The following is an 18,335-nucleotide window of genomic DNA, read 5'->3' on the forward strand; positions in this document are numbered from 1 at the left end:
TGAAAGAGCGGTCAGGTTAGAATGAGTCATGGCGTATCACCTTCTGTTGGTTGAGATTCTTGCAGGAATCAATCAACAGGATACGCCATTCTCCCTTTTCCCCGTACACCAGAAATCACCATAACTCTACAGAGGTTGCTCACCACTTGGTAGAGTCGCACGTTATCAACCAACACCCACTGTTTGGCTAATTCGGGTTCTATCAGGGTTTTAAATTGAATCCCTTTCTCTTTGGCATTGGATTCAAAGCTTGATTGAACAAGTCCGGGTAGGTCTCCCATCATTTGTGCGATCGGGTGAAGTTCAACTTTGTTCTCTCTCAGTTTTGCTGCATCTAAAATATCATTCAAAATAGCCATCAGTTGCTGGCTAGAACGGCGCATAATCATCAAATAGGATAATTGCTCATCGTTAAGATCGGTTTCTTTCAATAGATCGAGCATCCCAAACATGCCAGTTAATGGCGTCCGAATTTCATGGGAGGCGGTGGCCAAAAACATATCTTTTGATTCGGTGGCTTTATTCGCCTCGATGAGGGCGAGTTCAAGTTCAGAGTTGGCTTGCTCTATATTAATCAACGCTTCTGCAATCTCTTTGCGTTGTTCAACAATTTCAGTCAAATCAACCAGTATGCGGGCAAAGTGCGTCTGTTCATTAATTTTGAATGAGGTAACGGATAAGTGAACATTGATTGGTTGGCCGCTCTTACTAACCGCCGTAACCTCACGTCCAATACCAATAATGTTTGTCTGCCCTGTCGAAATGTGGTTGCTCAGATAGCCGTCGTGATGTTTTGCAATTCCCTCTGGCATTAAGCAGCTGACGTTCTGTTGTTGTAGCTCTTTTTGGCTGTATCCAAACAGCTTTTCTGTTGCTGGATTACAGCGCTGGATCATACCCTTTGAGTCGATGGTGATCACAGATACTGGTAAAGCACTGAACAGAGCGTCTGTAAATTGTGACTGTTCAATTAGCCGGCGTTGGGCTTCTAGTTTATCAACTTGAGCTTTGGCGGCCTCATTAGCTTGACTCTCCAGTAGTTTCAGGTAGATCAGAGAGAGGCCCCCGATAAGCGCTACGATAATAAGTAGGACAATCTCAAAGAGTTGAGCATTATTGAGCTTATTGATGGACGCTAAATTGTCTTCCGCGATCTGTTTGGATCTCTTCTCTTCAACAGATCTTATCTGCAGTAGGTGATCTCTGAACTGCTGCTGTGTTGAGTAGTTGTAGATTGAGATACTATTTGCCGCACCAGTATTGGCTAGATCCACAGAGGGTTGTAACTCCGTGACCTCTTTGAATGCCTCGAGAATGGCTGAAATCTGTACTTTGCTTATTTCGTCAAGATTGAGGTTTAGCAGTTGATGTGAGGATTCAATGCCTCTCTAAGCAAATTGTTTTGCTTGGATCAGCCAAAAAAGCTCCTCGCGCATAACAAAATAGACCAGCTTCTCATCAAGTGCTCCAGGCGTCATGACCTTATACAGCTCAGTAAGATGCGGAATGAGTTGTGAATATCGATCATTCGAACTCTCTAAGCTATCACTCAAGCGTTTGAGTTCAATGGACGTCAGCGTTATGGCGGTGATGGTCATCGCTGCGATGATCAGTATTGAAATGATCAGTGTGAAAGATAAATTGCGTTTAAACATGTTCAATTATAAGCGGCTTAGTCACTGTTAAATTTACATAGTGATAAGCAATTTCTATGCCAATAGCTAATTAAGAATAATGATTTTTATACTTCTATGTTAGATCAGTTTTTAAATTTTGCCTGTGAACTTTATGAACAAAATGCTGTTTATAAAATTAATAATCCTTATCGCCACAAGCTTTTTCTTAAGAGTGGATTTTTTTAAATTCCCGTTAACTGTTCATCAAACTGCGATGTCAGTGTTCATAACAAGGAGAAGAAAATGAAACTAGCAAAAATTAAATTTCTAGCAGCAGGCGTTGCAATGAGCGTTGCCTCTTCTGCAATGGCGGCTGAGTGTATTGCACCTGCTAACCCAGGCGGTGGTTGGGACTTCACTTGTCGTCAAATCGGCAAAATCATGCATGACATCGGTGCCGTTAAAGATCCCGTTCAAGTCACTAACATGGCCGGTGCAGGCGGTGGTCTAGCGTACGCGCACGTGGTTAACGAGCGTAACGACGACGGTGATCTTATTGTTGCTGCTTCAACAGCTACTGCAACGCGTCTAGCTCAAAACGCTTACTCAGGTATGACGTCTGATCAGGTTCGTTTCCTAGGTGCTATCGGTGCTGACCCTGGCGTTATCGTGGTTGCTAAAGACTCGCCATACCAGACTCTGAATGAGCTTCTTGATGATGTTATTGCGAACCCAGGTAAGCACGCATTTGCCGGTGGATCAGCTGCAGGCGGTTACGATCACCTTAAAGTCCTAATGGCATTGAAACGTAAAGGTTTCACGGATATCCGTAAGGTTAAGTACATTGCTGTTGATGGTGACGCTGATGCGATCACTCAGACAGTTGGTGGCTTTACGTCAGCAATGACAGGTGACATCTCAGGTGTTGTAAGCTTCATCAAAAACGGCGACGTTCGCGTACTGGCTTCATTCACTGACGAGCGTATCGAAATTCCAGGTCTAGATGCTGTGATTCCAACGGCTAAAGAGCAGGGTATCGATGTTGTCGCGGTTAACTGGCGTGGTCTGTACACTCCAAAAGGTGCGTCTGAAGCTTCTTACAAGCAGTGGTCTGATGCGCTAGCTCAGGTTGCAGCCTCTAAAGAGTGGGCGGACGCTATGGAAGCAAACGGTCTTGTTAAGTTCACGAAAGTGGGCCCAGACTTCCAGAACTACCTAAACGGTGTGATGCAGGAAGTACAAGATATGTCTAAAGAGCTTGGTGTAATCAAGTAATGACAGATCGCATAACGGGGTTGATCGTCGTTGTGCTGGCGCTCGCGTATTTCGCGGGCGCCACTCAACTGCAAGAGCCTTTTTCTCTGATCCTCTCGGCCCAAAAGCCTTCCCGATGATGATTGCGTCGGTAGCGGTAATCTGTGGTCTTGTGATGATCATGAAACCGGATCAAGAGCCAGAGTGGCCAGGTTTAACAACCTTTATGCACATTGGCTTTGCAGTTGTAGCGCTGGTTTTCTATGCCTACACACTTAAACCGCTGGGTTTCTTAGTTTCAACCGCGATAGCCGGTACCGCTGTATCCTATCTGATTGAAGCTAGAGCAAAAAATGCTGTGGTGACTGGAGTGCTTTTCTCAGGAGCGCTGTTCCTGATCTTTAAGTTCATCTTCGGTTTAAGTCTTTTCGCGCTACCGCGCTGGTTGATGGGGTAGGGTATGGATATCTTTGCAAATTTGGCCATTGGTTTTGATGTGGCGCTCTCGCCATTTACCCTGGCCCTTGCTATAGCAGGCTGTATCCTTGGAACGATGATCGGCTCTCTGCCGGGTCTAGGTCCATCGAACGGTGTTGCGATACTAATTCCTTTAACATTCTCATTTGGTCTAGATGCAACTCAGGCACTGGTGTTAATGACGAGTGTTTACTACGGCGCCATGTACGGCGGTCGTATCTCTTCGATTCTTCTGAATATCCCGGGTGATGAGCCGGCTATGATGACCTGTCTTGATGGGTATCCAATGGCCAAAGCAGGTCGCGCCGGAGATGCGTTGGTACTCTCAGGTGTCGCTTCGTTTGTCGGTGCACTGTTGGCGACCATTGGTTTAATGCTGCTTGCGCCGTTGTTGGCTCGTGTGGCTTACCAGTTCGGCCCGGCCGAGTACTTTGCGCTCTACATGCTGGCCTTTGCCACCTTAGGTGGTATCGGTTCTAACAACCAGGCTAAGGCAGCATTAGCCGTCTGTATCGGTCTGGGAATCGCGACTATTGGTGTGGATGCTTCAACGGGTATGACTCGCTTTACCGGCGATAACATGCACCTGTTTGATGGTATCGACTTCTTGGTAGCCATCGTTGGTCTTTTTGCGGTCTCTGAAGTACTGGTGTTTATTGAGTCACACGGTAAAGACTCTGCCATAGGCGTGAAACTAGAGAAAGTACGTATTCCTTGGGCTGACATTGCTCGCACTAAATGGACCATGCTAAAGGCAACAGTGATCGGCTTTATTGCAGGTCTATTGCCGGGTGCAGGTGCTTCCTTGGGTAGTTTCTTGGCGTATATGCAAGAGAAGTCATCGGTACGTGACAACTCGCAGTTCGGTAAAGGTGATCCACGTGGTATCGCTGCACCAGAGGCCGGTAACAATGCGGCGGCAGGGGGTGCGTTAGTACCTATGTTGACGCTAGGTGTTCCGGGTTCAGGTACAACAGCCGTTCTGCTAGCACTGTTGATGACGTTGAATATCACCCCAGGTCCCACGTTGTTTAACGATCGACCTGAGGTGGTTTGGGGTTTGATCGCCTCACTACTGATTGCCAACGTTGTACTGTTGGTGCTTAACGTCCCAATGGTGAAGATGTTCAGCCGAGTGCTACAGGTATCCCCTGCGATTCTGCTGCCAGGTGTGACCCTGGTTGCCTTTGTCGGTATCTACTCACTGACCGGTAGCTACTTCGATCTACTATTGATGATTGGCTTTGGTGTGCTGGGTTACCTGCTTCGCAAGATGGACATTCCTTCAGTACCGGTGATTCTGGGTATCCTGTTGGGTGGTCACATGGAAGTGAACCTGCGCCGTGCGATGGTGCTTTCTGATGGTGACTGGACCTATCTGTTCAGCAGTAACATCTCAGTCGGTCTATGGATTGCTGCTGTTCTTGGCTTCCTAGCGCCGTTCATCTTCCGTGGCAAATTGAAACCACCTACGCAGAGTAGCTAACCACGACAGGTTGGTAGATGCTCTAATAAAAAACGCTGATAAGACTCAGCGTTTTTTTGTTTATAGCCCTTTGTAGCGCCGTTCAGGTCGGCCGACCGTGCCATAGTTAATATCGGCATTGAGTCGCTCTTGTCCCACTAGATATTCCAAATAGCGTCTCGCGGTGGTGCGGCTAGAGCCAATGCGCTCGCCTACCTGTTCTGCACTTAAAGAGTCATGACTCTCCCTGAACACCGCAACGATTTTATCCAGTGTAATCTGGTCGATCCCCTTGGGTAGAGCTTCAAGTTTAAGGCTGCTGTTTTTGCTCTCTCTGTGACGCGAGAGCAGTTGATCAACATCTTGCTGAGACAGCTCGTTAGCTTGATTGGTAAGGGTGGTTTTATGTGATCTGTACTGGTTTAAGGCGCCAGAGAGTCGATCAAAAACTAAGGGTTTCAGAACATAGTCAAACACACCCAGGCGCAGAGCCTCGGATAGGCTATCGACCTCTTTAGCGGCTGTAATCATGATGACGTCGGTTTGTGAGCCCCCTGAACGCAGGGTTTTAAGAAGATCTAAACCGCTTCCGTCAGGGAAGTGGATGTCTAACAGCACAAGATCCGGCTGGAAAACGTCGAGCATATCTTGTGCGTCTCGGGTTGAGTGGCTAATGCCTATGACGTCAAAGCCATCGATGCGCTCCACAAAACGTCGTTGAATTTCAGCAATCTGTGGATCATCTTCAGCGATCAGTATTTTCAATGTATCAGACATCCTTGCCACTCCTTGGTAGATAGAGGGTAAAACGGCTTCCGCCTGAGTGTGAGGCCTCAACAGTAATGTGGCCACCTAGGGCCTCTATGGTCTCTTGCACTAAAAATAGTCCTATGCCGCGACCTTCGCCTTTGCTGCTGACGCCTGAGGTAAATAGGTTGTTGATCTTGTTGGGATCAATACCCTCACCGTCATCTTCGACCTCAATAATGATATCCGAGCCCATATCGGTCATTGATAGACGTACCTCTTCGGAGTGGGCCGAAAGTGAGGCATCAAAAGCGTTATCAATGAGGTTGCCGATTAACGTCACCATCTGCTGTGATTCAATATGAGACGGAAGTTGGTGAAGCTGTGAACCCTCATCAATCTCAAGTGTCAGCCCTAGTTCATTCGCGCGATTGAATTTTCCGAGTATACAGCCTGCTACGACCGGATCTGCCACCGACTCTTTTAGCCAGGTTAATAGCTCCTGGTGCTCCTTAGTCTCCTGCCCAATAAGATCGAGCGCTTCCTGCTTGGCATCTAAGCTGATAAGACCTGCAATGGTGTGCAGTTTATTGGCGTATTCATGTGCTTGTGAACGAAGTGCTTCAGCATACTGGCGAATGCGGGTTAGCTTTCGGCTCACCTCCGTCAACTCATCTTTCGGGCGGAAGCTGGCAACCACACCCACCACCTGGTCCTCTTTAACGATGGGTAATCGGTTAATGATCAGCTGTCGGCCGTTGACGAGAGTCTCTCGGTCGTACTCGGCTTCACCGGTCTCAAGCAGCATGGGCATTCTTGAATCGGGAAGCACCTCACTGAGTGGGCGTCCTGAAACATCTTGATCATCAATCCCCAGTGTTCTCAAGGCTGCTCGGTTAAAGGTGGTGATTTCACCTTTTGAGTTAATGGAGATGATCCCTTCTCGAACCGACTCTAGCGTGGCGTTTCGCTCTAGGAATAGGGCAGCGATCTCGTGAGGTTCAAGGTCAAAAATGGCAGACCTAAAACGGCGTGCAATCCACATGGCCAACATAATCGATACCAAGAGTAGGGCAAAGGTGCCTACGATGACGGTGCCTTGATAGTTAAAGATGGTCTGGTCGATGGTTTTGGTTAAATAACCGACCGAAACCACGCCGACGATCTTACCCTGATCATCCAGCACCGGTGTCTTGCCTCGGATTGACTCCCCAAGGCTGCCAACGGCTTTAGAGATGTAGCTCTCACCGAGTTCCAGTGCGCGATAGTTATCACCACCCACCATCGGTTTGCCGATGCGTTCTGGTTTTGGGTGAACGAGACGTATGCCGTCAATGTCGCCAATAGAGATGAAACTGGCGTCGGTTGCTAATCTGAGGTCCGCTACAATGGCTTGGACAGCGTCACTATCACTGCGACTGACAGCGTCGCGAATAGAGGGGGTTTGAGAGATCATTGACGAGAGCTGCAGGGCGCGTTGACCGATCTGATCTTCGAGTGAATCCGCTAGATATCTTAGGGTGAAAATTCCCAACACAATCGCCTGCGTCAGGATCAATAGACTGACCAGTAGTGTTAAGCGGGTGCTGATTTTAAGGCGAGGTGCTTTCATCCCTGTACTCTTATCATTTTTGTTGTCGCAATGATGCCACGATGCTTGATAAAAATCAGTCACTTCGTGGCTAACCATTGGGTTTTAAGCCGGATCAGGGTGGAGACTGGTTGGTTAGATCTGTATAATACTGCCCTTCAATTGAAACGCGCTTCGACTGAGTCGTTCGCACATAACTTACGTGGCCTGTCGTATGGGTCACCACTGAGCACTAGGATCTATAAATGCCTGTTATTACTCTTCCTGATTCAAGTAAACGTGAATTCGATCAGCCACTGTCTGTTTTTGATCTGGCGTCTGATATCGGCCCAGGTCTAGCGAAAGCTACCCTTGCCGGTCGAGTGAATGGTGAATTGGTTGATACCTCTTTTGTCATCGAGGCGGATGCAGACGTCTCTCTTATCACGGCGCGCGATGAAGAGGGTGTCGATATCATTCGTCACTCAACTGCGCACTTGATGGCGATGGCTGTTCAAGATCTTTTCCCTGGTGCTCAAGTGACGATCGGTCCAACGATCGATGACGGTTTCTACTACGATTTTGCTTATGAGCGTCCATTTACGCCAGAAGATCTAGAGAAGATCGAGAAGCGCATGGCGGAACTGGCTAAGTCGAACCTTCCTGTTGAGCGCTCAGTTATGAGTCGTTCAGACGCAGTGAAAATGTTCGAAGCGATGGGCGAGAAGTACAAGGTTGAGATCATTGAATCGATTCCTGGTGAAGAGGATCTTTCGTTCTACAAGCAGGGTGATTTCATCGATCTATGTCGTGGCCCTCACGTGCCTAATACGGGCCACCTAAAAGTTTTCAAACTGATGAAAGTGGCTGGCGCTTACTGGCGCGGTGACGTTAAAAACGAGCAGCTAACTCGTATCTACGGCACAGCTTGGGGTGACAAGAAAGACCTTAAAGCCTACTTGCACCGCCTTGAAGAGGCAGAGAAGCGTGACCACCGTAAACTCGGTAAGCAGTTGAATCTGTTCCATCTTCAGGAAGAAGCACCAGGTATGGTGTTTTGGCATCCGAATGGCTGGACTCTTTGGCAGGCAGTGGAACAGTACATGCGTGAACAGCAGCGCAAACGTGGCTACCAAGAGATCAAGACACCGCAGGTGGTTGAACGTACTCTGTGGGAAAAATCAGGTCACTGGGATAAGTTCCAAGAGCAGATGTTCACGACCCACTCTGAGAGCCGTGACTTTGCCGTTAAGCCGATGAACTGCCCATGTCACATTCAAGTATTCAACCAGGGATTGCGTTCATACCGTGACCTACCTTTGCGTATGGCTGAATTTGGCTCGTGTCACCGCAATGAGCCATCTGGTGCACTGCACGGTATCATGCGTGTTCGTGGCTTCGTTCAAGATGATGGTCACACTTTCTGTGCTGAGGACTCTATTCAATCTGAGGTGGCTGAATTCATCGACTTCCTTCATGAGGTCTACACTGATTTCGGATTCAGCGACATTATTTACAAACTCTCTACTCGTCCTGAGCAGCGTGTCGGTTCTGATGAAGTTTGGGATAAAGCTGAAAAGGCGTTGGCTGATGCTTTGGACGCAGCGGGTCTGAATTGGGAAGAACTGCCTGGTGAAGGTGCCTTCTACGGTCCTAAGATTGAATTCTCACTACGTGACTGTCTGGGTCGTGTTTGGCAGTGTGGAACGATTCAGGTCGACTTCTCGATGCCGGGTCGACTCGATGCTCAGTTTGTTAACGAGAAGGGCGATCGTGAAACACCGGTTATGTTGCACCGTGCGATTCTAGGTTCGTTTGAGCGATTTATCGGTATTTTGATTGAGCACTACGCGGGGGCGCTGCCGACTTGGTTGTCTCCAGTGCAGGTTGCCGTCATGAATATCACGGATAAACAGTCAGATTTTGTCAATGAAGTGGTATCTAAGCTGCAAAATAGCGGTATTAGAGCAATTTCGGACTTGAGAAATGAGAAGATCGGCTTTAAAATCCGCGAGCGCACTCTACAGAAAATCCCTTATCTTCTAGTAATCGGCGATAAAGAAGTTGAATCTGGCAGCGTTGCTGTACGCACACGCACAGGTGAAGATATGGGTGTATTTAGTGTTGAAGACTTTGCTAACTTGTTGATTCAAGAGAATAATCGCAAAGGTCGCAGCGAATAAAAACGCTTTAGGAGAAACTAGCTATCAAGCGTGATAACAAGCGCGGTCAAAAGAATTTGCCGCCAATTAATGAAAATATTCGAGCTCGTGAGTGTCGTTTAATCGGCGCTGACGGAGAGCAGGTTGGTGTTGTAAGCCTTAATGAAGCGCTTCGTGCGGCTGAAGAGGCAGGATTGGATCTAGTACAGATCTCCGATTCCGACCCAATCGTCTGTAAGGTGATGGACTACGGTAAACACCTTTACGACCAGAAAAAACGTGCAAATGAGGCTAAGAAGAAACAGACTCAGATGCAGGTTAAAGAGATTAAGTTCCGTCCAGGGACTGATGTGGGGGATTATCAGGTAAAACTACGCAACCTGATACGTTTCCTAGAAGGTGGAGATAAGACCAAGATTACGATTCGCTTCCGCGGTCGTGAGATGGCGCACCAGGAGCTCGGAATGGAGCTTCTTAATCGAGTTGAAACGGATTTGGCAGACTACGGTACTGTTGAAGCTCGTCCTAAACTTGAAGGTCGTCAGATGGTCATGGTCATAGCTCCTAAGAAAAAGTAGTTGGTTCCAAACTAAGACCTGCCGTGCCATCCAGTATGGTGTTGCAGGTTTTGTTCGTTCCAACAGATAACTAACGAATGCGTGGAGAAAGTAAATGCCAAAGATTAAATCTGTCCGCGGTGCGGCAAAGCGTTTCAAGAAGACTGCTAATGGCTTCAAGCACAAGCAAGCCTTCAAAAGTCACATTCTGACCAAGAAGACTACTAAGCGTAAGCGTCAGCTACGCCCAATGCTTCAGGTACATGCAGCTGACCAGGCTCTGGTTAAGCGCATGCTTCCATACATTTAATTGGTTACGAATAGGATTAAGAAGGAGTTACCATGCCTCGCGTAAAACGTGGTGTACAAGCTCGTGCACGTCATAAAAAAGTATTGAAACAGGCTAAAGGTTACTACGGCGCTCGTAGTCGTGTATTCCGCGTAGCCAAACAAGCTGTCATCAAAGCGGGTCAGTACGCTTACCGTGACCGCCGTCAGCGCAAACGTCAGTTCCGTGCTCTGTGGATTGCTCGTATTAACGCAGCAGCTCGCATCAATGGTTTGTCGTACAGCCGTCTGATCGCTGGCCTTAAAAAGGCTAACGTTGAGATCGACCGTAAGGTACTGGCTGATCTGGCAGTGCATCAGCAAACAGCGTTTACCGCTGTTGTTGAAAAAGCAAAAGCAGCACTAGCCTAAGACAATCGTCACCCTAGGGTGATGAATTGATCGACTCAGATAGGGGAAGGGTGCTCGCTCTTCCCCTATTTTTGTATTTGGACCCAGAGAGTGGAGCCGTAAATGGAAAATCTTGACGCCCTGTTGGCGGAAGGAAAAGCCGCTGCTGAAGCAGCGAGCGATGTAAAAACTTTAGACGAAGTTCGTGTTCAGTACCTAGGTAAGAAGGGGCACCTTACCCAGCTATTGAAAGGGCTTGGTAAACTATCTAACGAAGAGCGTCCTGCTGCAGGTGCACGCATCAACGTGGCCAAAGAGGCGCTGTCCGATGTGCTGAATGCGCGTAAGAGCCTACTCGAAAATGCTGCACTTGAAGCGAAGTTGGCTGCAGAGAAGGTGGATGTCACGCTTCCTGGTCGTCAGCCAGAGTTGGGTGGCCTGCACCCAGTGACAAAAACGATGGATCGTATTGAAGCTTTCTTCAGTCGCATCGGTTACTCGGTAGAAGAGGGGCCTGAGATCGAAGATGATTACCACAACTTCGAAGCGCTCAACATTCCATCGCACCACCCAGCGCGTGCGATGCACGATACCTTCTATTTTGACGCTCACCGTCTGTTAAGAACCCACACTTCTCCAGTACAGGTTCGTACGATGGAGGCGCAGAAGCCGCCTATTCGTATTATCTGTCCAGGTCGTGTCTACCGTTGTGACTATGACCAGACCCACTCACCAATGTTCCATCAGGTTGAAGGTTTGATCATCGATAAGAACATCAGCTTTGCAGATCTTAAAGGTACGCTTGAACAGTTCTTACGTGAATTCTTTGAAGAGGATGTGCGTGTGCGTTTCCGTCCTTCCTACTTCCCATTTACTGAGCCTTCTATTGAAGTCGATATCGATCGCGGTGATGGTAAATGGCTAGAAGTACTAGGCTGTGGCATGGTTCATCCAAAAGTACTTGAGATGTCGGGTATCGACTCTGAAGAGTACACCGGATTTGCCTTTGGTATGGGGGTAGAGCGTTTCGCAATGCTGCGTTATGGCGTTGACGATCTACGACTATTCTTTGAAAACGATCTGCGCTTCCTAAGCCAGTTCAACTAATTCAGCCGATAGCAGACGAGAGTATTTAACTATGAAATTCAGTGAACAGTGGTTACGTGAACTGGTTCAGCCTGCCATCGATACGCAGGGTTTAGCGGATCAACTCAGCCTAGCAGGTTTAGAAGTTGATGAGATTGAGTCGGTTGCCAAAGAGTTTTCCGGTGTGGTTGTGGGTGAAGTTCTGAGTGCCGAGCAGCACCCAGATGCCGATAAACTGCGCGTATGTCAGGTAAGCGACGGTAGTGAGACCTTCCAAGTGGTGTGTGGTGCCCCCAACGCCCGTGCTGGAATCAAGACCGCTTTTGCAACGGTCGGTGCCGTTCTACCGGGTAACTTTAAGATTAAGAAAGCCAAGCTACGTGGTGTTGAATCCATGGGTATGCTCTGTGCTGAAGATGAGCTAGGCCTATCGGATGATCATGGCGGCATCATGGAGCTTCCAGCCGATGCTCCAGTCGGTCAGAGTGTCCGTGACTACCTTAATCTTGAAGATATGATTATCGATGTCGATTTGACGCCTAACCGTGGTGACTGCCTAGGTATGGTCGGTATGGCTCGTGAAGTGGGTGTATTGAATAAAGCCGCTGTGGCTGAGATCGATTGCTCTGCTGTTGCAGCAACCATTGGTGATACCGTTTCGATCGAGTTAGAAGCCGCTTCAGCTTGCCCTCGCTACTTGGGTCGTGTCATTCGTGGCATCGATATCAATGCACAGACGCCACGTTGGATGGTTGAGCGTTTAGAGCGTTCTGGCGTTCGCTCTATCGATCCTGTTGTCGATGTTACCAACTATGTGTTGCTTGAGTTAGGGCAGCCAATGCACGCTTTTGATCTGAATAAGATTGAAGGTGGTATTCGTGTTCGCATGGCCGAGCAGGGCGAAGCGCTAACACTGCTTGATGGCAGTGAGATTAAGCTGAACGCTGATACGCTAGTGATTGCCGATCACAATAAAGCAATTGCGATGGCGGGCATCATGGGGGGCGGTAACTCTGAAGTCTCTGAAGAGAGTAAAGATATTCTGCTTGAGTGTGCCTACTTTGACCCTATCGCGATTGCAGGTCGCGCACGAAACTATGGTCTGCATACGGATGCATCCCACCGTTACGAACGTGGTGTTGATTGGCAGTTACAGGCGCGTGCTATTGAGCGTGCGACAGCCTTGCTGATTGATATTGTCGGTGGTGAGGTTGGTCCGGTTATCCAGGCTGTATCTGAAACGAACTTGCCGAAGCCGGTCGCACTTGAACTGCGTCACCAGCGTGTCACTGATATGTTGGCACTTGAAATTCCAGCGGCAGAGATCGAAGAGATCCTAACGCGTCTAGGTCTTCAGTTGCGTGCTAATGGCGATGGCTCATGGATGGTTGCGGTTCCTAGCTACCGTTTTGATATCAGCATCGAAGTTGATCTGATTGAAGAGATTGCACGCGTTTACGGCTACAACAATCTGCCGTCTAACACACCCCGTGCCGAGCTTCCTCTGCCCTCAATCAAAGAGTCGAAACTAACGGCAAGCACCCTGCGTCGTCATTTGGTCTCTCGTGGATACCAAGAGGCGATTACCTACAGCTTCATCGAAGCGGGTCTAGCAAAACAGTTTGACGATCAGAATGAAGCGGTAGCGCTTGCTAACCCTATCTCTGCTGAAATGGCGGTTATGCGTACCACTATCTGGCCAGGTCTCTCTAAAGCAGTTGCTTATAACCAAGCGCGTCAACAGAGTCGAGTGCGTCTGTTCGAGATTGGTCAGTGTTTTATTGCCAATGGTGATGAGCTTGAACAAGAGAACAGCCTAGCGGGTATTATTTCGGGTAACCGTTCACCAGAATCGTGGATGGGTAAGAGCGACAAGGTCGATTTCTTTGATATCAAAGGTGATCTGGAATCCTTGTTTTCTTTGGGTGGCGATGCGAGCCAGTTTAAGCTGGTTGCCGATACTCACCATGCCCTTCACCCAGGTCAGTCAGCTCGCATTGAGAAGGCGGGCGTGACAGTGGGTTGGGTTGGTGCGATGCACCCAAGCTTACAGAAGAGCTTAGATCTTGCAGGTCCAGTCTATCTATTCGAGATGAAGCTATCATCTCTGTTGGAAGGGCGTCTACCTCGTTTTGCATCCCTCTCTAAATTCCCAGAGTCACGTCGTGATTTAGCGATGGTGATCGGTGCAGAGGTGAGCTTTGACTCGGTTCGTTCTATTGCGCAGTCAGAGGGCGGTGAATTCCTAAAAGAGGTCATCCTGTTTGACGTATATACCGGCCAAGGTATTGAAGATGGACAAAAAAGTCTTGCTCTTGGCTTGACCTGGCAGCACCCATCGCGCACTCTTAACGAAGAAGAGATCAATGTATCAGTGCAAGCGGTCGTTGAAAAACTGACCTCTGATCTAAGTGCAGTATTGCGAGATTAAACCTAATAAAGGGGTTTGGTATGAGTGCGTTAACCAAAGCGGATATGGCAGAGCGTCTTTTTGAAGAACTCGGTCTAAACAAACGCGAAGCGAAAGAGATGGTTGAATCGATGTTCGATGAGATCAAAGAGAGTCTTTCGCATAACGAGCATGTCAAACTCTCGGGTTTTGGTAATTTTGATCTACGCGATAAGCGACAGCGTCCTGGACGTAACCCTAAGACGGGTGAAGAGGTGCCTATCTCTGCCCGTCGAGTGGTAACCTTCCGTCCGGGGCAAAAGCTTAAAGAGCGAGTAGAGCTGCATTCAGCTAAGCAACAATAATGTCGAGCGATCTTCCTACCATCCCAACCAAGCGTTACTTTACGATTGGTGAAGTCAGCAAGTTGTGTGATCTAAAGCCTCATGTGCTTCGCTACTGGGAGCAAGAGTTCGAACAAATTGAGCCGGTTAAACGCAGTAATCGCCGCTACTATCAGCACCAAGACATTCTTCTGATTCGTGAAATCAAGGGCCTTCTCTACGAACAAGGCCTTACTATTGCTGGAGCAAAACAGTATCTGACAGCAGGTAATACACACGATGATCAAGGGCGGTATAAGCAGTTGATTCGCCAATCGATTACCGAGCTGGAAGATATTCTTAAATCGATGAGAATTAACGCCAACTAGGCTTTAAACCCGAAAGCGCATCCTGTAACATGCGCGCCAAGTTTCCGGAATGTAGCGCAGCCTGGTAGCGCACCTGCATGGGGTGCAGGGGGTCGGAGGTTCGAATCCTCTCATTCCGACCAATTACAAACCCGCTAAGTCATTGATTTAGCGGGTTTTTTGTTGTCATAATTTTTGTTTGATTTGGGTTGTTATTAGATCGGGGTAGAAATTCAGGTAGAACTTGGGTTGAGTATTTCTCGTGTCTACTCATTCTCAATACGTGCGCAAAAACGCACTCTAGTTTAATTCATGTAAGAACATTAATTTGCTAGTCATTCTCAATCAAGTAGGTGACTAACAATGAAAAACACTCTCACTATTAACCAAGGCGAACGTTTAATACGTGCCCGTGAACTCAAAAAAATCCTTGGTATCTCCAGTGATGCAACTCTGTGGCGCTGGATTCAGTCAGGAAAACTCCCTGAACCAAATTACATAAATGCTTGCCGTGTTTGGCGCGAGTCGGATCTCAATGATGCTATCGGCGAGTTAATGTCTGATGCGTCACCTGTGACACCGATGAGTCGATAGTCATATCAAATAAAAAGCCCTGAGGGATCAACTCCCACAGAGCCTGCCAACAGTTTGATTGGTTTCTTGCAGGAAGTGCAATCAGACTACTAACGAAGGAATTATGTATGTCTATGCTTAGAAATAGCAATCCTGATTTGGTACTTAGAACCGATAAAGCTGAATTAAACAGATCACCAAATTACACCATCAATATTACAACTGCAGTCTTCAAAGAGCCTGTCGGCAAACAGTACACTCTAGAAAATGGGCAAATCATTAAAAAAGAGCTGCTTGGCCGAACCAGCAATGGAACTTTAAATGTCAAAGAATTTAATTCTGTTGATCAGTATGTAGATTGGTTGAAAAATGCTCAAACCAGTGAAATGCGCTTGTGTGGGAATGCCGCGCCTGAGCATGATGGTAAACGTATCGAGTTCGGTGAGAGTAATCCGGAAGGAACGGTTTCTCTAACTAATAAGTTTCTAAGCTTCCGAGCAGTATGTGGTGTCTTATCCTGTGATACAGATTACAAAGAACCTGATGAAGTTGTTGGACTTTACCCCCATGAAATAAAGCGTTTCGAAAGTCATCAAGAAATTACTGAATTACTGCGTTCCCTCGATAAGGCCCTAGTTGATACTTATATGGTTTGCCGTGACTCTTCATCTAGCTTTATCTGTAACGGCGCCGGTGAACTACTAAGTAAACGGAAGGGTATTCATACAGATATTATTATAGATGATTCCCGCTTAACGCCAGCAGTCTTGCAGATTCTTTTCGACCGCCTGTGGCTCGCTGGCTATGGTTGGGCATTTGTCGATAAAGGAGGCAGGATTCAGCTGAGAGCACCGATAGACCTTGCGATGATGCGGCCGCATCAGCCTGACTTCCTAAAGGCTTCATTTAAAGGAGAGGGTCAAAGTGCAGGTGAGATTTCAGTTTCGGGAACTAAAGTTCTCAAAGCTTCTGATATTAAACCTCTTACCCAAGCTGAGCAGCAAGAGGTTGCTACTTTAAAAAAACGCGCTGAGAATGCGTTGGCTGAAACTGCTTCACATCAAAAAGAGATGCTGATCCAACATAAAATTGATGAGCTAGTGTCAAGTGGTGTGACACTTTCAGAAGCTAGACAACAAGCCTCGGGTCTTTATGACAGGTATCAGCTTGAACAGGATATGGTCGTACATTTTTGTTCTGGAGATGTTGTGACGGTAGGAAGGCTTCTGATAGACGGGCATAAGTACGACAAACAGAAGTGTTTTGACCCGCTTGAACCCGATTATCCAGCTACAACATGGTTCTTCTGGAATGATGGTAAGTGCCCCGTGGTTTTTGGATATGCACATGGCGGTTCAACTTATTTTCTGAAAGAGAACGCGCGGGGGTATGTCTTATCTAATGTACGGGATGAATACCTAGCCGATATGCTGCTTAATATTTCTGGGCGTGTACTTGGAAAGACTGGGGTGCATTGTGTTAATTTGCCTGCTCTTTATAAAACAGTTCAAACAATGTTTTTTGTGGAGTCAAAGGGTAGGTACATGACTCTTAACCCTCGTGGTAACCTTATTGCATTGACTGAAAAAAATATGCTCCGCTTCGTTCTCGAAGGAGCTCATCACCTTCTCGATGATAAGGCGTTGGAATTTCACCCTGACCTTAGCATTCCCGAGCTACTTACCGCGCTGCTTTCACAAGTCCAACTGTCAAAAAAAGAGCGCATTAATGTTGTGAGCTTATTGTCCGGTGGGCACGCAGAAGTGGCTGCTGAGATTATATCCGAGGAGCTACAGAAGTATCTTGTTCTTCATAGACAAGTTGAGCGCATTCAGAGGCGTGTCGATATGTTTGCCGAAGATACAACCTGCGAACTGCTCGAAGATGGGGAATTGCTTGTTACATTTACTCATATACCGTTTGTAGAAAATTGGGGCGTCGAATGGTCAATAGTTGAGGAGGTCTGGATCGATTATGTTTCACATTGGCCCGATGTGGATCAATTTATTGAGCTGATGCTAGCTGCTCGCTTCGCTACAGATCGGAGGCAGGCTTTTTTATGGGCGAATATGCCGTCAGACTGGGGTAAAGGTTTGTTAGTTGAAGGCGTGCTTTCGGAGCTTGGTTTGGTCATCAAAACAACGATCAATACAATCGAGAAGGCCTATAACGGGAGTCCAATTGGGTTAGATTTATCTAATGCAATGCGCGCTTGGGTTTTATTTATCGATGAATGAAATAAAGATGCTGAATAGTGAGTTAACCGGTGCTTCTAAGAATCAACTTAATACGACAGTGCCTCTCTATTTGAAGGTGTTTGCATCTGCTGAAAATGTTGACGCTATGAGCGGTGATACAGGTGTTGAAGCTCAGTTCGCAAATCGTTTTATGAGAATGCATAGTGATAATAGAGTGATGATTAAAGATCGTGCGTTGTTTATGTCATTGGGCAAGGACGTATATGCTAGAGCTTTAAAAAGTGTGTTTGCAAAGTCTTTAAATAATGGTGTTGATAGATACGTGAAGCTAGGTCGTGATCTAGCATGTAAAACTGCTGACGAAAGATTGGAGGAACTGCATAGGAAATTCGGTATTAGCAACGATTTTTCTTCGCTTGACGATCATATTTGTGACTTGGTGGATGAAATGCGGGAGTTCTTTATTGGGTCTGCTCAATCCTGGTGGAACGCTAATCCTGAAACTAAGTTGGAAGCGCTGAGTCTTGATATTTATCAAGCATCAGTCAACGGATATCTTGATGCAGAAAAAAACCATAAAGTTGTGCTCATTAGCAGAGCTACGCCTTTTATCGAGCGTTATATAGAGCTTACCCATGGGCATAGCGATAAAGCGAAAGTGGGATACAAGCGTTCTGTGATTCGAAAATTGTTGGATATGCGACCAGATGATCAAGTCCACTCTAAAGCGAGGGTTTACAGCCCTAAGGGTAAAGTCGTTGAAGGAAAAGGACTTCTACTAAAAGCCGAAGAATCCAGAGATTATTCTTCTGAGCTTCCTTTTCACTATTTGGGAGGATAGGTAACGCTAGCAAATATCGCCGGATATGATA

General features: G+C 47.2%; 17 protein-coding genes, 1 tRNA gene and 1 pseudogene. 15 read left to right on the top strand and 4 right to left on the bottom strand.

The window, feature by feature from the left end; genetic code table 11:
* Window positions 1–68: 68 nt before the first annotated feature.
* Both XMG59_RS11415 and XMG59_RS11420 read right to left on the bottom strand, forming a co-directional pair.
* Window positions 69–1,274, bottom strand: a complete 1,206-nt coding sequence (locus XMG59_RS11415; RefSeq protein WP_173498751.1) for a PAS domain S-box protein — start codon at window positions 1,272–1,274, stop codon at window positions 69–71.
* 114 nt (window positions 1,275–1,388) lie between these two features.
* Window positions 1,389–1,655, bottom strand: a complete 267-nt coding sequence (locus XMG59_RS11420) for a hypothetical protein (protein ID WP_173494499.1) — start codon at window positions 1,653–1,655, stop codon at window positions 1,389–1,391.
* Between the two features lie 264 nt (window positions 1,656–1,919).
* Here XMG59_RS11420 and XMG59_RS11425 point away from each other — a divergent pair, with 264 nt between their 5' ends.
* The 3 genes and pseudogenes from XMG59_RS11425 (at window position 1,920) to XMG59_RS11435 (ending at window position 4,833) form a co-directional block, all read left to right on the top strand.
* Window positions 1,920–2,891, top strand: a complete 972-nt coding sequence (locus tag XMG59_RS11425) for a tripartite tricarboxylate transporter substrate binding protein (RefSeq protein WP_217363566.1) — start codon at window positions 1,920–1,922, stop codon at window positions 2,889–2,891.
* 94 nt (window positions 2,892–2,985) lie between these two features.
* Window positions 2,986–3,327 (top strand): annotated as a pseudogene (locus XMG59_RS11430) (tripartite tricarboxylate transporter TctB family protein); the annotation flags it as partial.
* 3 nt (window positions 3,328–3,330) lie between these two features.
* The gene (locus XMG59_RS11435; protein ID WP_173482060.1) at window positions 3,331–4,833 is read left to right on the top strand and encodes a tripartite tricarboxylate transporter permease; all 1,503 of its coding nucleotides are present in this window, start codon (window positions 3,331–3,333) and stop codon (window positions 4,831–4,833) included.
* A gap of 60 nt (window positions 4,834–4,893) precedes the next feature.
* Here the strand turns inward: XMG59_RS11435 and XMG59_RS11440 are convergent, their stop codons facing one another.
* Together XMG59_RS11440 and XMG59_RS11445 are read right to left on the bottom strand one after the other, a co-directional pair.
* A complete protein-coding gene (locus XMG59_RS11440; RefSeq protein WP_173498753.1) occupies window positions 4,894–5,589 on the bottom strand; it encodes a response regulator in 696 nt (231 codons plus the stop codon).
* The gene (locus XMG59_RS11445) at window positions 5,582–7,171 is read right to left on the bottom strand and encodes a sensor histidine kinase (protein WP_173483498.1); all 1,590 of its coding nucleotides are present in this window, start codon (window positions 7,169–7,171) and stop codon (window positions 5,582–5,584) included. The genes XMG59_RS11440 and XMG59_RS11445 overlap by 8 nt, the downstream gene beginning before the upstream one ends.
* Window positions 7,172–7,395: 224 nt before the next feature.
* Here XMG59_RS11445 and thrS point away from each other — a divergent pair, with 224 nt between their 5' ends.
* From thrS to XMG59_RS11505, 12 genes are all read left to right on the top strand, one after another.
* The gene (gene thrS / locus XMG59_RS11450; protein ID WP_173482057.1) at window positions 7,396–9,312 is read left to right on the top strand and encodes a threonine--tRNA ligase; all 1,917 of its coding nucleotides are present in this window, start codon (window positions 7,396–7,398) and stop codon (window positions 9,310–9,312) included.
* 56 nt (window positions 9,313–9,368) lie between these two features.
* Window positions 9,369–9,869 carry a translation initiation factor IF-3 gene (infC, locus tag XMG59_RS11455; RefSeq protein ID WP_173482056.1) on the top strand — a complete coding sequence of 167 codons (501 nt, stop codon included), beginning with the start codon at window positions 9,369–9,371 and terminating at the stop codon, window positions 9,867–9,869.
* Window positions 9,870–9,963: 94 nt separating this feature from the next.
* On the top strand, window positions 9,964–10,158 hold the full coding sequence (rpmI, locus tag XMG59_RS11460; RefSeq protein ID WP_173482055.1) for a 50S ribosomal protein L35: 195 nt from the start codon (window positions 9,964–9,966) through the stop codon (window positions 10,156–10,158).
* Between the two features lie 32 nt (window positions 10,159–10,190).
* Window positions 10,191–10,547 carry a 50S ribosomal protein L20 gene (rplT, locus tag XMG59_RS11465; RefSeq protein WP_173482054.1) on the top strand — a complete coding sequence of 119 codons (357 nt, stop codon included), beginning with the start codon at window positions 10,191–10,193 and terminating at the stop codon, window positions 10,545–10,547.
* Between the two features lie 102 nt (window positions 10,548–10,649).
* Window positions 10,650–11,633, top strand: coding sequence for a phenylalanine--tRNA ligase subunit alpha (gene pheS / locus XMG59_RS11470; RefSeq protein WP_173483500.1), 984 nt, complete (start codon window positions 10,650–10,652; stop codon window positions 11,631–11,633).
* Window positions 11,634–11,664: 31 nt separating this feature from the next.
* Window positions 11,665–14,043: a phenylalanine--tRNA ligase subunit beta gene (gene pheT / locus XMG59_RS11475; RefSeq protein WP_173498754.1), complete on the top strand. Its 2,379-nt coding sequence runs from the start codon at window positions 11,665–11,667 to the stop codon at window positions 14,041–14,043.
* Window positions 14,044–14,063: 20 nt separating this feature from the next.
* Window positions 14,064–14,366 carry an integration host factor subunit alpha gene (gene ihfA / locus XMG59_RS11480; protein WP_173482051.1) on the top strand — a complete coding sequence of 101 codons (303 nt, stop codon included), beginning with the start codon at window positions 14,064–14,066 and terminating at the stop codon, window positions 14,364–14,366.
* Window positions 14,366–14,713 carry a MerR family transcriptional regulator gene (locus XMG59_RS11485; RefSeq protein ID WP_173482050.1) on the top strand — a complete coding sequence of 116 codons (348 nt, stop codon included), beginning with the start codon at window positions 14,366–14,368 and terminating at the stop codon, window positions 14,711–14,713. Before ihfA ends, XMG59_RS11485 begins: the two co-directional genes overlap by 1 nt.
* Window positions 14,714–14,758: 45 nt before the next feature.
* Window positions 14,759–14,835: transfer RNA gene (locus XMG59_RS11490), tRNA-Pro, on the top strand.
* 220 nt (window positions 14,836–15,055) lie between these two features.
* A complete protein-coding gene (locus tag XMG59_RS11495) occupies window positions 15,056–15,286 on the top strand; it encodes an AlpA family transcriptional regulator (RefSeq protein WP_173498755.1) in 231 nt (76 codons plus the stop codon).
* A gap of 107 nt (window positions 15,287–15,393) precedes the next feature.
* Entirely contained in the window at window positions 15,394–17,502 is a 2,109-nt protein-coding gene (locus XMG59_RS11500) for a hypothetical protein (RefSeq protein ID WP_173498756.1), read from the top strand.
* On the top strand, window positions 17,495–18,304 hold the full coding sequence (locus XMG59_RS11505) for a hypothetical protein (protein WP_173498757.1): 810 nt from the start codon (window positions 17,495–17,497) through the stop codon (window positions 18,302–18,304). The genes XMG59_RS11500 and XMG59_RS11505 overlap by 8 nt, the downstream gene beginning before the upstream one ends.
* The last annotated feature ends 31 nt before the right edge of the window (window positions 18,305–18,335 follow it).

It is taken from the genome of Marinobacterium sp. xm-g-59 (assembly GCF_013283315.1).
Taxonomy (GTDB): domain Bacteria; phylum Pseudomonadota; class Gammaproteobacteria; order Pseudomonadales; family Balneatricaceae; genus Marinobacterium_E.